Origin of the sequence: Methanospirillum sp. (genome assembly GCF_028679455.1) — an archaeon.
Lineage (GTDB): Archaea > Halobacteriota > Methanomicrobia > Methanomicrobiales > Methanospirillaceae > Methanospirillum.
This window is the reverse complement of the sequence record NZ_JAJRBM010000352.1, coordinates 1-14397: the sequence shown is the minus strand read 5'-3', so window position 1 is coordinate 14397 and position 14397 is coordinate 1. Positions and strand designations below refer to the sequence as shown.

Sequence of the window (14397 nt, the reverse complement as noted above, 5' to 3'; positions counted from 1 at the left end):
TCTGATCTCTATATTCTCACGCAGGCAGGGAGCGATACCGGTCAGATACGGAATCATCAGAGACAATCCTGAAGAACTTCGCCAGACCGTATTACGGGCTTCTCACGAATGCGATGCGGTGATCATCAGTGGAGGAAGTTCAAAGGACCGCAACGATATCACGGCCACAACCATAAGTGAACTCGGTGAGGTTTTTGTGCATGGGATCTCAATCGCACCGGGAAAACCAACGATAGTCGGAAGAATTGAGAATGTCCCGGTCATCGGGCTTCCGGGTCATCCGGCATCTACCTTTATGGTCCTGACTTTGGTGGTCATTCACCTGGTCCAGGCGATGAAAGGAGCTCCCTGTCAGAAGGTATACAAACGGAAGATCAGGATGGCAACTAGTGTTCCAAGCGAGCAGGGGCGGGAACTATACCTACGGGTTCGGATCGACGGGGATGCCGCGACACCTGTTCTGGGTAAGTCGGGGCTGATGAACACCCTTGCATGGAGTGACGGGATCATCAGAATACCTGCCGGGGAAGAAGGCTATGAGGCCGGGGATGAGGTTGAGGTGATGCTCTGGTGAAACGGTACTTACGGAAGATCCCCTTACCTCAGGCAATAGAAATGCTGACTGCAACCTTTTCACAGCCATCGCACCGTGAGGTTGTACTGGCAGAAGAGGCGAATGGTACAATTCTCGCTTCTCCGGTTTATGCAAAAGCAACTGTTCCGGCAACCCGGATCGCATCCATGGACGGTATCGCGGTGAAATATGAGGAGACGTTGCAGGCACGGGATCAGCACCCGGTGCAGCTCACTCATGCGGTAAGTATCAGTACCGGCCAGGAGATTCCTCCCGGTTATAACGCGGTAATCCCATCCGAAGAGATCTGGATGGGTGAAGAAGATACCTACCAGGTCCGTCGTCCTGCCCGGATGAATCAGAATATCAGAGAGCCTGGCGAAGAGGTCAGACAGGGACGCCTCATCCTGCACCCGGGTCACCGGATCACTGCTTCGGATATCGGAGCACTCATTACCTACGGCATCGGGGAGGTTGAGGTCAGAACCCTGGTTATAGGACTCATTCCAACCGGTGACGAACTGGTACCCGGAAGAGATGAACCAAAGCCCGGTCAGGTCAGGGAGAGCAATACTGCAGTGATCGCATCATCGCTTATTCAGGCCGGCATCAGGCCACTCAGATTTCCCATAGTTCCTGATGATCCTGACCAAATCAGAGCGGCTATCACCACTGCTGTGCATCAATGCGATATCGTCATCATCTCAGCCGGGTCTTCAGGAGGAAAGCGTGATCATACCCGTGAGGTGATTGAAGAACTAGGCAGCATCCTCTTTCACGGGGTAGCGATGCGGCCGGGAAAGACTCTCCTCTGCGGAAAGATCAACGATAAACCAGTCATAGGACTGCCCGGACAACCCATGGCATCACTGACCGCATGGCGGGAGGTTGTCACCCCCCTGTTGCGATCCTGGGGTTTTGTACTGAAGCAGTATCCCGAATCCTCTGCCCGGACTGCAGAACCAATTCCAAGCGACGGAGGAATTGATGAGTTCATCCCGGTCTCAGTTGTAAGGATTCGCGGTGAGGATTTTGTATTCCCCCGTCCACGAGGTGCAGCAGGACAGATGCAGGCGGTCAGATCAAATGCCGTGCTTCATATTCCTGTAGTCAAGGAAGGATACCGGGAAGGAGCGATGGTCACGGTTCGTCTGACCAGGCAGCACGAGGATGAACAGGGAATTCTCATAGCCGGAGTATCAGATATCCTGACTGACCACCTGCAGGCGACATTTTTCTCAGGGAACGCTCACCTGATCATACGACCACTCTCAGCAATCGGAGCAGCAGCATCGCTATGTAAAGGAACATGTCACGGTATTTTCCTACCCGAATCTGCCATGGCACCAGAAACCGATGTATTCAGGCTCCTCAAGTCCGGATGCCCCGAACCACTCAGGTCAATAGGCGTCGGCTGCCGGGATGGTGAACTGATCCTGCTCATCTACCGCGATAGTCCGGCTGGTTTATGCGAGATATCCCCGCTTATTGAGTTCCTCTCGTCATCAATGTGGCAGAAATCAGATGGATACCCCGAATCAGTCACGCTAAAAGGAGCAGGAAGACCAGGTGAGAGTTATATTCCCGGACCTGAATATGCCGAAGCCCAGGCACAGGACCATTCTGAGGGCATTCAATCATGAAAGGCATTGAATTTATTGAATCAACCCGGTACGGTGATGACCCGATCACTTCTGATGAGAGGAGCGGTGTCAATCAACCTGAACTGGAAGAACCACCAGCAGGGGATCTTATCGAACTGCCTGACCCGGACCGGGAAACAGTTCATGAACTGGATCTCTCAGAGGCAATAGAACTCAGGGAGAGTTTCAGGGATTACACCGATGAATCGCTCACCCTTACGGAGCTCTCCTATCTGCTCTGGTGTACTGCAGGAGTGAAATGGGCTTTTCCCGAAGGAGCATTCAGGACCGTGCCATCGGCAGGATGCTGCCATGCCATCGACACCTATCTTGCAATCAACCGTGTAAAGGGGATCAAACCAGGGATCTACCGGTATATCGCGCTCGATCATTCACTCGAAACACTCCCTGCATACCCTGACCTACAGGAAGATCTGAGTGCAGCCTGTTTTGATCAACCGTGCGTGAAACAGGCAGCGGTGGTATTTATCTGGGCTGCTGACGCATATCGGATGATCTGGAAGTACGCAGAACGGGGATACCGTAACCTCTTCCTCGATGCCGGACACATCTGCCAGAATCTGTACCTTTCTGTACTACCGGTCGAATGTGGCTGTTGTGCCATCGGTGCATTCAAGGACCAGGGTATGAATGAGATGCTGAATCTTGACGGCAAAGATCGGTTTGTGCTGTACCTTGCCTCGGTGGGCAAGGTAGATCAGACTGAAGCTGAACCTGAAGAACAACAATAACTATTTTTCGCGAAAAAAAATTCAACTGATTCCTATCCTGATACGATCTCTTCCGGAGGAAGGGAGTTGATCACATCAGTCCTGAACGCATCAAACCCGATATCATCAAGTTGATCAGGAAGCAGCAGATCACCCCAGGCCCTGCGGTAGATCCACTGGACGATTTTTTCAATGCAGAGGTCCACAGTCTCCGGACTTCTGACAGTGACAAAATGCTTACCGATCTTGGGATGCCGCCCCCGTTTTCCTCCAACAGTGATATGATAGGCCGGGGGGTCTGATTTGATGATATGAAACGGACAACTGTGAATACACATACCACAATGGACGCATGCATCTTCATCCAGTTTTATGACCCCGTTTTTGATGGCGATGGCATCTTCCCTGCAGTAATGTGTACAGGTTCCACACCCGGTGCAGGTGCCGGGAATCCGGTATGGTCTGACTACCCCGGTTATTCCGATCTCATTCAGCTTTTCACTCATACAGGAGTTGGGACAGGCTGATATCGCGATACGTGCCTTTATCGGCATATCACGGCCAAAGTGTTTCTTATCAAGGGCAAGAGCCAGAGCGATAGAATCGAACTGGGCATATTTACACCGGTCAGTGCCGGGACAGGCGGTCACATTTACAATTTCTGACTTCTCTGCCCCGAGTGGTGTCCCATTCTTCTCAAGTGCCTTCACTACCTTTTCGAGATCTTCTGGTTTTACATGGAACAGTTCAGCGGTCTGCCGGGTAGTCAGATGAACACCGGCACTAAATTTTTCTGCTATTTTACCGATACCAGACATCTGTTTTGGAGTTATTATTCCTGCAGGAATACGAATCCGGACGGTACAAAGGGTTGCATCCAGTTCCTGGATGATGCCTCCTTTTTCGTGGAGGGCAAATTTCCGCATATATAGTAATGAGGATCACATGCTCATGAAATTACTGTGACTCAGATCAGGTTCATGGTTATTACACCATAATAATGGAAAGACCGAATACCAAACCAGTAATATCCACAATTCTTTTATATTAATTTTAATATGATTCTCGACTAAGATACTTGACAGTGCCCACCGTTTGAGGGGATACTTCTATAACCAGCATCAGAGTTTGGTGTCATCAGGGTCAGGAATTATATGAATCATAACTACCATGTGAGCATCGGGATATCCATCATTCTGCTTATCATTATCGCATCTCTGCCAACCGGGGCAGAGATGCAGATGAACCAACACTCATCAGGGATTACCGGAAAGGCAATTGAAGTTACTCCCCAGCATGCCCAGGACCGTATCATCGTCAGGTATAAACCTGATGCAAAAGGGCCTGATGCAACTCTGAATTCATTCATGGATACCATGAACCGAAAGGTGGGTGGATCCGTGCTTGCGGACTTCTCCCCAATGGGAGTTCCAGGCATGCAGATCGTCAGACCGCCAGACAACCGGTCAGCAGAGGAGGCCATCGCGGAATACGCAAACAATAGTGAGGTCCTGTATGCAGAAGCGGATACCATCATCGCCCTCTCTCCTGATGAGAACAGAGAATCAGTGAGTGACTCATCCGGTTCATCCACCATAGCATCCGTAACTCCGAATGACCCCGGATTTTCACTGCTCTGGGGTCTTCATAACACCGGCCAGACGCCCTTTTCAGGAACTGCCGATGCTGATATCGATGCTCCTGAGGCCTGGGATACTACGGTCGGATCTGCATCGGTCGTGGTCGCATTAGTGGATACCGGTGTTGATTATACCCATGAAGACCTGGCTGCAAACATCTGGACAAACACAGGTGAGATTGCAGGAAATGGAATTGATGACGACAAAAACGGCTACATCGATGATATCAGGGGATGGGATTTTGCCAATACGGATAACAACCCCATGGATGATCACGGACATGGAACACATTGTGCAGGAATCATTTCAGCGGTAGGAAATAACAAAACCGGCGTTGCCGGGGTGAACTGGAACGCAACGATAATGCCACTGAAATTCCTGGATTCATCAGGAAGCGGTTATACTTCGGATGCGATATCTGCCATTCTGTATGCAAACAAGATGGGAGCAAAGATAATCTCTAACTCATGGGGAGGAACCGAATACTCACGAGCCTTGAAAGAGGCTATCGATGCCTCATCAGCAGTAGTGGTATGTGCAGCAGGCAATGATGCCACAAATATCGATTCAGTTCCTTTGTATCCTGCATCGTACCCGGGATCCAATATCATCTCGGTTGCTGCAACCGACTATAAGGACAAACTCGCATCGTTCTCAAATTATGGGATTACATCAGTTGATCTGGCTGCACCAGGAGTAAAGATCAGGAGCACGTATCCCAACAATAAGTACGCATATCTTTCAGGAACTTCTATGGCAACTCCTCACGTTGCAGGGGTTGCGGCACTCGTGTATGCAAAAAACTCTTCACAGTCCAACGCAGCGGTAAAAGCAGAGATCCTGAACGGTGTTGATACCATGAGTTCACTGAAGGGAAAAGTACTGACCGGTGGACGGTTAAATGCAGCCAAAGCAGTTGCTCTGGCAGGTGATTCAGGCGGATCATCAACAGACGGGGATACCACTATCGGTAATCTTACCACGTCATTCACGGCAGCACCCCGTTCAGGAAATGCGCCACTACCCGTCCAGTTTCAGGATTCGTCATCGGGAACTACGGCGTGGCGCTGGAACTTTGGAGACGGGAGTAGTTCAAGTCTTAAAAACCCCCGGCATACCTATCAGAACAGGGGGACATATACAGTCACCCTGAAAAGTTCCAAGGGAACAAAGAGCGGAACCATGACCAGATCCGGATTCATCGTGGTTCAATAAGACCACTCATTTTGATTCAACTTCTACAACTTTGGTGTCAAAAGTCCTGAAGTCATCGAAGCGGAGAGAGATGGTGTGTGATGAGACAAGACCCTGGTATTGTGCTGGTCAGGATGTTGTTTCCACCTCTCTCACTTTGATCTTTTTTGGATCAGATCTGATGAAGACTAATGCTCCCCGAGGGATTCTGGGGACAGACTGGTGAACAGCGGGTAGTTCAGGGTATCCTTATTCGTTCCTGCCCTGGATATCTGGTCGATGAACGGATAATTATGCCTGCAAGAATCTGTGAAGGCTGATTCTTGTTTTGCCGGAACATATCACATTCCTGTGGAGGGAATAGGTGATGCAGGTATCACCGGGATTATCGGTTGATGACCTTGTAGTGCTGGCGGGGTTCCATGATGAAACCGTGCCCGTCCTCCAGCACGCTCAGAAGTTCTGACACATATCCTCATTAGGATGCTGCTCCAGGACTTCTTACTCCGGCAGGTACTAGTTGTAGTTACATCATTAAAAAGTATTTGATTGAATTGATTTGTTAATGTAATAAGATCAAATCAGGTAGGACATCCGAGGTCATGCCCCAGCATACGATCTCTTTCAGATTCAGATTTAAAACAGCATAACGCTGAAGATACACCTGATCTGATATCCAAATCAATCTTTTTTCCACCAGATTTTTGCCCGGGGAGAAGCACTGTGCATCGTGTAGTACCCGTCTTCAAAGGCCAGTTTCTTCTCAAGGTATGATCTGAGTACCGCATACTGCCCTGGTGTCTCCAGATTAAGACCTGCTCCCTGATCAGTTACCGCTTCATCCAGTGATACGAACTTCTGGACATGATCTTCTTTGATGACCTCCACATTTGCATAGATACCCATCTGATGAAGCAGGTTAAAGATAATATTTGGTTTCTGGTATCTTTTGAACGGAATACCATAGAGTTCCTCCCAGATATCCCCATAATTTTTCTGCCATGGTGAGAGCATATCTGCAAACCAGAAGATATACACGTATGAACCTGATACCTGATCCATCTTCAGCAGCCCTTCCCTGAGATCGGGAAATCCAAGTGAGTAAGACGCGAATACAACATCATACGGGGGAGCAAGGTCCCCGGCAATATCCACCTCTTCCCATCGCTTTGCAACAACATTGAGATTCGTTATCCCGAATTCATCGATGTTTGCAAGCAGGCATTCACGCATGGCTGCTGAAGGTTCTACCGCGGTAACCTCTTTCACGATACCGGCAAGGGGGATTGCCAGAGAGCCCGGGCCTGCTCCAATATCCAGAACCCGCGAATGAGGAGAAAGTTCCATCCCGGCAATTCTAGCCCGGGAAGCTTCCCAGTTATTCTCACGAACAGTCTGGTTGAACTTTTCACATCGCTCTTTCTCAGACCACCGGTCAGCACAACTGACAAATAATTTTTTCCCTTTCTCACCCTCTTCAGGTTTTTTCCATGCTTCATTCCAGTCAATTGAGGTGATATCAATCATTAGTTATTTCTTTCAGCAGGATAGTTAAATAGATACGCAAATATCGTCGCAAGAATCGTGAGATACTCTTCAGGTACCTACCCATGCGGGGGATACCGGTATGCAATCAGAACCCTTGGAGATCCTATGACAACAAACCCAGATCAACACCCAAAGCCCGATCAGATCCTGAACGAAACGATTGACCTGCTCCGAACACGACTTCCAGGATCATTCTCACAGATTACCCTGGAAAAAGTTGTGGTCGGGGTATTCTTCACCGGGGTAAAACTGAGTAACGGGTACGGTGGGATATGTTTCACCCCGGTGGATCTCATCCCGGAAGCAGTATGCTGCACCACTGCCGCTAGTGCAATGCCATACTGCGGAAAACTTCAGGGCGTCACCCTGGATGAGATCCTAACTCATATCCACTCACCTGCTCCGCTGGTCAGGGCGGTGCTCATCAGTATTGTCAACGCTCTGTCTGTCTGGTACATGGATATCGTTCCGGAAGGGACCTACCGGATTGAAGAGGATAAAGACGCTTTTGATCTTGTGGACGATATCGATCCGAAACGTACGGTAGTGGTGGTGGGAGCACTCTGGCCGGTGATTCACCGGCTGAAACTAAGGGGAGTAGCGTACCGGATCTTTGAACTGAATCAAAATGCACTCAGGGAAGACGAACTGCCATTATTTGTTCCTCCCGAAGAACAGGACACGGTGCTTGCCAGTGCAGGATGTGTCGTGATGACCGGTGCAACGATGGTAACCGGAACCACGGAGGACCTGCTCTCCCGGATCCCGGAAGGTGTCCCGGTTATCATAGGCGGGCCTACGATCAGTATGATTCCTGATATCCTGTTTGAGCGGGGGGTTACTGCTATCGGTGGTGATATCGTCACCGATCCAGACAGTCTGCTTACCACGATCATGCAGGGAGGATCAGGATATCATTTCTTTGGCTCATCAGCAAAAAAGATCCTGATCAGAAAGGATTGAAGAACCCAACTGGAGATAATGGCCGGATCAGATGAATAATCAGGAGGAGAAAACCCGGTACCGGCTCACTTCCGGGTCTGATCTGTGTACCCGTGTTGAGGTAATTGAGGAGTATGCAACCCGGCTCCTTCCATTCATCCCCCGGGGCCTTCCGGTATATCAGTCACACGGGGTTCTTCACTCGGCCACCATCATTCAGAACATCAACCGGATTATCAGGTATTCCGGATTTCAGATCACCAGTGAAGAGGTTTTTTACCTCTACCTCGCGGCATGGCTTCATGATCTCGGGTACCTCCACCCCCTCTCAATTTTTAACCGGAGCACCCATCCGGGTCTCTCGGTTGAGATGATCCGGGTAGATCAAACCATCCAGGGAATCCTGAATCAGAGGGAGTATGCAGTTCTGGAGACAATTATCAGGTATCATGATACGCATACCAATCTGATGGATATCTCAGAAGACCGGGCAGATATCCGGGTTCCGCTTCTCGCTGCAGTGTTCCGTATCGCTGATGCGATCGATATCGGCACTGACCGGTGCCCGCCCGAGGTGTTCATGCTTATTGAAGACGGGCTTAACGAGCATAGCAGGAGACACTGGCAGGCTCATCATAATATTTTAGGAGTTCAAATCGATTATCCGGTGATTACCATTCGGGTACGGGATCCTGAAAACCCATTTGTCCGGAGGAGGATCATCTCACACCTGGAAGATGACTGCCAGTCCTCAGGATGGATCCTGAAACGATACAAAATAGCCCCGGTTACCCTGGAATGCCGGAAGGGTGAAGTTGACTGAAATCGAGTAATGCTCACACAAAAAAAGATACCAACCTGGATCTAAAACCCAGACAATCTATCATCTCATCCATTAAGTCTCACAATCGATTCATTGATCCGGCTTGCAATCAGGGAGAGATCACTGATAATCGTAGAGACCTGATTCAATGCAGCTGATGACTCCTCAGTTGCTGCAGCAGAACCAACCGCTTCCTGAGCAGTTTCTACCGCCATCGATCTTACTTCAGAAACACTTGAGGTGATCTCCTGAACTACCGCTGCTTCCTCTTCGGACAGACTGGAAACCTCGGTCATATCATGTGAAATAGCCTCAACCTGACCGGCAATGGTATGGAAAAACTCAATCGTATCAGTGATGGCAACAGACCCTTTGGATACTTCGCTGGTGGCAAGACTCATTGCTGTCGCTGCCCGTTCAGACTGGGTCTGAAGTGAAGAGATAATCCGTGCAATATTCTCTGCAGATTTCTGTGATTCCTGTGCGAGCGTTTTTACCTCATTAGCAACCACGGCAAATCCCATCCCGGCATCACCAGCCCGTGCGGCTTCAATAGCCGCGTTGAGTGCGAGCAGATTGGTCTGATCTGAGATATCGCTGATAATATCCACGATCTTATTAATTTCATCCATCTGACTGCGGATATCCAGAATGGTGGTATCAACATCATGTACTGCCCCTTTGATAGCCGAGATTCCTGCCTCTGCTACCGCTGCCTGCTTCACACCGCTGGATGCAGTATCATTCGTCTGTTGCGTCAGCCTGCTCACCGATTCAACTTTCGCTGCCACAGTCGAGACTGATGTGTTCAGTTCTTCCATAGCAGTTAGAACCTGCTCAACTGCTTTCACACTTGCTTCAGCATTGGTTCCCACAACTCCCACACTCTGGGCTATGGTAGCTGAACCGGCCGTGATCTCCTCGATACTTGCTGCTGCTTCTTCAGAAGATGCCGAGAGAGCACTGGTCTGTTCTGAAATGTCGCTGATTGCTGCAGAAAGTTCTGAACCGATGGTGTTCAGCCCTTCTTTCAGGGATTCAAACTCTCCTACCGCACGTACCTGTTGATCAAACCGTGCGCTGAATTTAGCCTTTGAGTACAGACCTGCAACTCGGAGTGCTTCGTTGAGCGGGGTGGTTATCGCATCCAGCATATTGTTGATACCAACAACGATGTTCTGGTATGCACCAGAAAACTGAGTCGTATCACCGCGTTTCTGGAGTCTCCCCTCTTCTGCCTCCATAATGAGAGAGCCAATCTCTCCGGTAATTCCATTGATTGCAGAGATTAACTGGTTAAACGCAGGAGAGATCTCATCACGTTCATCTTTAACCTTCATAGAGACAGAGAGATCACCTCCGGCGATCTTCTTCATCCCTGCAATGATCTCAAACTGCAGTTCATCAGAGAACTGATCCATAGCTCTCGCAAGAACACCGATCTCATCTTTCCGGTTCATCTTCAGTCGGTTGTCCAGGTGGCCACGTTCCATCTCCTGCATCATCTCCACTCCCTTGGACAATGGAGCAGTGATACTATGGCTGATCAGATAACCAAGAGAAATTGCACATACCGCTCCGACAATGATTGCGATAATCAGCATGATTATGCTGCTTGAAACGGTATTTGCACCGTCTGTCTCAAGATTCCTGGCACTCTCCAGGTTCAGCTGGACAAGGGTGTCCAATGCTGTTGATAATGCCTTTCGTTCGGTCACCACATCACCGGTGGTGAGTGCGGTGATTCCAGCCTGGGTATCACCAGAGTCAGCAATCGGATAAAACTTTACAAGAGCCGCTTTGTATCCAGCCCAGGCCCTCACGGCTTCAGTGTATGCCTTACGTTCTTCATCGGACCTGATATAAACCTCATATGAGGATAGGTTGGCATCGATGTAGGTACTCAGGAGATTATTTTGAACCTTATTTTTTTCCCGGTCAGCAACCAGGAACAGGTATCCGGGAGTATTTCCCCGTATCTGCCAGAGTTCTGACTCGATGGTTTTGATCTGATCAGTGGGAATAAACTGTTCATTATACATCCGGGTGAGATAGTCGTTGGTTGTGGTTACCCCGATGTACCCCACTGCTCCGACAAGAATCATAATCAGTACCACAACCAAAAATGATCCCAGTAATTTTCTGCCAATTTGAATATTATCCAGCACGTTCATACGATCCTCCCACTCCTCTTCTGCAGTTCAGATCACAAATGTTTTAAGTACACGACAAAGGTACCATGGATGCTCACACGTTTCAATATCGCCCGGGTCGTTCCAGTGACGAACGGCGGGTTGATTCAGACAGGTTATGGATTTAGATTAACCAATCAACAAACCAAACCTGGATCATCATGTGAGATGCCGTAATTCTAGTTACTACCGAGGCAACTTGTAGTATAGCAAAAATACTATTTGGGTGTTTGCTCATAGCCAAAGTTGCGATAAAATGAGACCTAAAATAGAGCAGATATATCTCAGGATATTCACATCCCTCCTCATATCATTGAATTTTGCATGAAAAATTTTCATCTCGATTTTCAGGTAATTTACGCCATACTCTTATGCACTAAAAGCAGAGTTACCTTATGGAATCCATCAGACCCGGGAGTTCTCAAACCGGGTTCACGCTCCTTATCGTTTCAATATCACTCGCTAACTTTATGGCGGCATTCGATGGAACAATCGTAAATGTCGCCCTCCCCACGATATCAAAATTATTCAACATTCTGCCAGGCACGGCAAGCTGGACATTGACGGTGTATGTACTGGTAATGGCAGGTTTTGTCCTGATCTTCGGTAAAACATCAGATATCATCGGGTTCAAAAAAATGTTTCTTTCAGGATTCCTCATATTCACTCTCGGATCTTTTTTTTGTGGATTTCTTCCTGAATTTTTGAATTCATTTCCAGTATTAATCGCTTCACGAGCACTCCAGGGAGTTGGCGCTTCCATGATCACGGCTATCGGACCAGCTATGGTTGCCGCCTATCTTCCCATGGAACTCAGGGGAAAAGCAATGGGAACCATCTTTACGTTTGCAGGTCTGGGAATGGCAATCGGACCGACTGCCGGGGGAATACTCACCCAGTACCTATCCTGGGGCTGGATCTTTTTCATCAATGTCCCCATCGGCATCGGGGCCATTCTCCTTGGTTCAAAGGTCATCCCGGAAATGCCATCCAAACAGTGGAGTCCTGGATTTGATCATACCGGAGCAGTCCTGATCTTTGTGGGGCTGGGTTCCCTGCTCTTTACCTTTTCAGAAGGGCAGATCAAGGGATGGAATAACCCTGTTATCATTGGTTCTTCCATGCTGGCAGTTCTCACCCTCGCAGGGTTTGTGCTGGCTGAACTTCGTGCTTCAGATCCCCTGCTTGAGATGCGTCTGTTTCAGAAGAGGAATTTTTTTCTGACGAATGCGATGACGATCCTGATGTTCATCACCTTTAACGGCCTTGTTTATCTTGTTCCCTTCTATCTGCAACTGGTCCAGAAACTCTCCCCGTCAGTAGTTGGCCTGATATTTACCTCATTTCCCATTGCCCTAATGGCTGGAGGAACGATTTCAGGGATACTCTATAACCGGGTTGGGGGGAGACTGATCAATATCGCTGCCTGCATCCCGGTTGTTGCCGGTTATTCCCTGATATCAGGTATTCAGCCGGATATGAGTTCCTGGTATATAGTCCTGTGCCTGGCGTTGATAGGGTTTGGGTCAGGTCTGATCTGGACATCAGGATCGAACATGGTTATCCACTCAATCTCAAAGAAATACCAGGGGATGATCTCGGGGTTTATCAGTCTGTCAAGGTTTATTCCGCTCATTATTGGGATACCCATCTTCAACATCGTTTTTATGTATGGTATTCCTGGCATAAACTTTAGGAATGAACTTTCCATGGCAACACTGACTACTATCAGTACAACAGATCTTGCATCAGGATTTCACCTGGCATTCTCGTTTGCCCTCATAATCAGCATAGTGCTCTTTGTTGTTACATTTCTTGTACATCAGGAGATACATCCTGATTATCTGTCTGATACCCATGCAAAGACCAGATAAGATACCGTGAATACACACGATACCTCTCATTTATGCGGTTTCAATCAGGTCTCCTATCAAATTCCGGTCTCATCTTTTAAGAGGGAAGTTAGGACGATACTTCATGGAGTGATACCATGCAGGATATGCTGATCCAATACCCAGTACACACCATCCAAACTGGTGAAATTCAGACTGCATACCGATCAATCGGAGAAGGAGAGCCAATAATATTGATAATGGCAGTGGGAGGGACCATGTCAGCATGGGATCGAAGATTGCTTCTTAAACTTTCATCAGGATATCGCCTGATTCTGTTTGATAACCGGGGTATTGGGGATTCTTCAGGTGAGGAACTGGAATGTTCTATCCCGGCAATGGCTGAAGATGTATTCCATCTTATGGATATGCTTGGACTTTCAGATGCTCACATCTTCGGCTATTCCATGGGTTCCATGATCGGACTGCAACTTGCTGCTCTCCATCCTGAAAAAGTTCGTTCTCTTCTGTTATGTTGCGTATCAAAGGACGGGGGAGATACTTATACCAGAATTGAACCCTGGATTAATACCTCACGTCCTGAGATCATTGCTTTTCAGGCACGATTTCCTCCTGCTTTTCTCAACGAACATAAGGATTTAAGAAAAATCTTTCCTCCCTCGTCTCACCCGGTACATCCTTCTACCATCTTCCGACAATTGAATGCAATAAACCAATGGAATTTGGATATTGAATCACTGGCTACGATTACCATGCCGGTATTGATCCTGGCGGGAACTGAAGATATCATAACTCCTTTGGAAGAAGGAAGAAAAATTGCATCAGCAATCAGTTCTGCACAGGTGATACCAATTGAAGGGGGAGGTCATGGTATGATGTACCAGTACACGGACCGTATCGCAACTCTGGCCCTTGACTTCCTCTCGGTAATGAACAGGTCATGATAGATTACTGATAATTCCAGATAACCTGTTCCGGCCTCATATCTGTTCCACGTTTCCGACACAGATACAGCGGTAGACGGTTTTGTGATCCTTACAACCCAATGGTCAAAAAATAGGAGTATCAGGGATTCAGGTTACCTTGAACTTGGTCATCTCTTTGGAGACATTATCTACGATGCCCACCACCCCGTTCATGATCCTTCCAATCTCATCGATAGATGCACTGGCCTCTTCAGTTGCTGCCGCTGCATCACCTGCTTCCTGTGAAGTATTCAGGATCAGATTAGAGACCTCCTGAATACTGGCTGTCACC

General features: G+C 48.4%; 12 protein-coding genes and 1 pseudogene. 9 read left to right on the top strand and 4 right to left on the bottom strand.

From position 1 onward, the window contains the following. The 3 genes from LUQ50_RS12040 to LUQ50_RS12030 form a co-directional block, all read left to right on the top strand. Positions 1–574 (top strand): molybdopterin-binding protein (locus tag LUQ50_RS12040; RefSeq protein ID WP_300040080.1); only part of this gene is annotated, 574 nt, incomplete at its 5' end. After that, on the top strand, positions 571–2217 hold the full coding sequence (locus LUQ50_RS12035) for a molybdopterin-binding protein (protein ID WP_300040079.1): 1647 nt from the start codon (positions 571–573) through the stop codon (positions 2215–2217). The genes LUQ50_RS12040 and LUQ50_RS12035, both read left to right, overlap by 4 nt. Beyond that, positions 2214–2969: a SagB/ThcOx family dehydrogenase gene (locus LUQ50_RS12030; RefSeq protein WP_300040078.1), complete on the top strand. Its 756-nt coding sequence runs from the start codon at positions 2214–2216 to the stop codon at positions 2967–2969. The genes LUQ50_RS12035 and LUQ50_RS12030 overlap by 4 nt, the downstream gene beginning before the upstream one ends. A gap of 32 nt (positions 2970–3001) precedes the next feature. Here LUQ50_RS12030 and LUQ50_RS12025 read toward each other — a convergent pair whose 3' ends face one another. Continuing rightward, positions 3002–3874: a 4Fe-4S dicluster domain-containing protein gene (locus LUQ50_RS12025; RefSeq protein ID WP_300040077.1), complete on the bottom strand. Its 873-nt coding sequence runs from the start codon at positions 3872–3874 to the stop codon at positions 3002–3004. Between the two features lie 228 nt (positions 3875–4102). On the opposite strand from LUQ50_RS12025, the gene LUQ50_RS12020 reads away from it, so the two are divergent. Both LUQ50_RS12020 and LUQ50_RS12015 read left to right on the top strand, forming a co-directional pair. After that, on the top strand, positions 4103–5803 hold the full coding sequence (locus LUQ50_RS12020; RefSeq protein WP_300040076.1) for a S8 family serine peptidase: 1701 nt from the start codon (positions 4103–4105) through the stop codon (positions 5801–5803). A gap of 170 nt (positions 5804–5973) precedes the next feature. Continuing rightward, a complete protein-coding gene (locus LUQ50_RS12015) occupies positions 5974–6102 on the top strand; it encodes a hypothetical protein (RefSeq protein WP_300040075.1) in 129 nt (42 codons plus the stop codon). A gap of 361 nt (positions 6103–6463) precedes the next feature. Here the strand turns inward: LUQ50_RS12015 and LUQ50_RS12010 are convergent, their stop codons facing one another. After that, positions 6464–7309, bottom strand: a complete 846-nt coding sequence (locus tag LUQ50_RS12010; protein WP_300040074.1) for a bifunctional 2-polyprenyl-6-hydroxyphenol methylase/3-demethylubiquinol 3-O-methyltransferase UbiG — start codon at positions 7307–7309, stop codon at positions 6464–6466. A 126-nt stretch (positions 7310–7435) separates the two neighbouring features. Here LUQ50_RS12010 and LUQ50_RS12005 point away from each other — a divergent pair, with 126 nt between their 5' ends. Both LUQ50_RS12005 and LUQ50_RS12000 read left to right on the top strand, forming a co-directional pair. Beyond that, positions 7436–8293: a DUF364 domain-containing protein gene (locus tag LUQ50_RS12005; protein WP_300040073.1), complete on the top strand. Its 858-nt coding sequence runs from the start codon at positions 7436–7438 to the stop codon at positions 8291–8293. A gap of 31 nt (positions 8294–8324) precedes the next feature. Then, positions 8325–9095 carry an HD domain-containing protein gene (locus LUQ50_RS12000; RefSeq protein ID WP_300040072.1) on the top strand — a complete coding sequence of 257 codons (771 nt, stop codon included), beginning with the start codon at positions 8325–8327 and terminating at the stop codon, positions 9093–9095. Positions 9096–9160: 65 nt separating this feature from the next. On the opposite strand, the gene LUQ50_RS11995 is transcribed toward LUQ50_RS12000, so the two are convergent. Then, a complete protein-coding gene (locus LUQ50_RS11995) occupies positions 9161–11269 on the bottom strand; it encodes a methyl-accepting chemotaxis protein (RefSeq protein WP_300040071.1) in 2109 nt (702 codons plus the stop codon). Between the two features lie 413 nt (positions 11270–11682). Here LUQ50_RS11995 and LUQ50_RS11990 point away from each other — a divergent pair, with 413 nt between their 5' ends. Next, positions 11683–13161 carry an MFS transporter gene (locus LUQ50_RS11990; RefSeq protein ID WP_300040070.1) on the top strand — a complete coding sequence of 493 codons (1479 nt, stop codon included), beginning with the start codon at positions 11683–11685 and terminating at the stop codon, positions 13159–13161. Positions 13162–13286: 125 nt separating this feature from the next. Beyond that, positions 13287–14084, top strand: coding sequence for an alpha/beta hydrolase (locus LUQ50_RS11985; protein ID WP_300040069.1), 798 nt, complete (start codon positions 13287–13289; stop codon positions 14082–14084). Positions 14085–14213: 129 nt separating this feature from the next. Here LUQ50_RS11985 and LUQ50_RS11980 read toward each other — a convergent pair. Continuing rightward, a pseudogene (locus tag LUQ50_RS11980) lies at positions 14214–14397 on the bottom strand (chemotaxis protein); the annotation flags it as partial.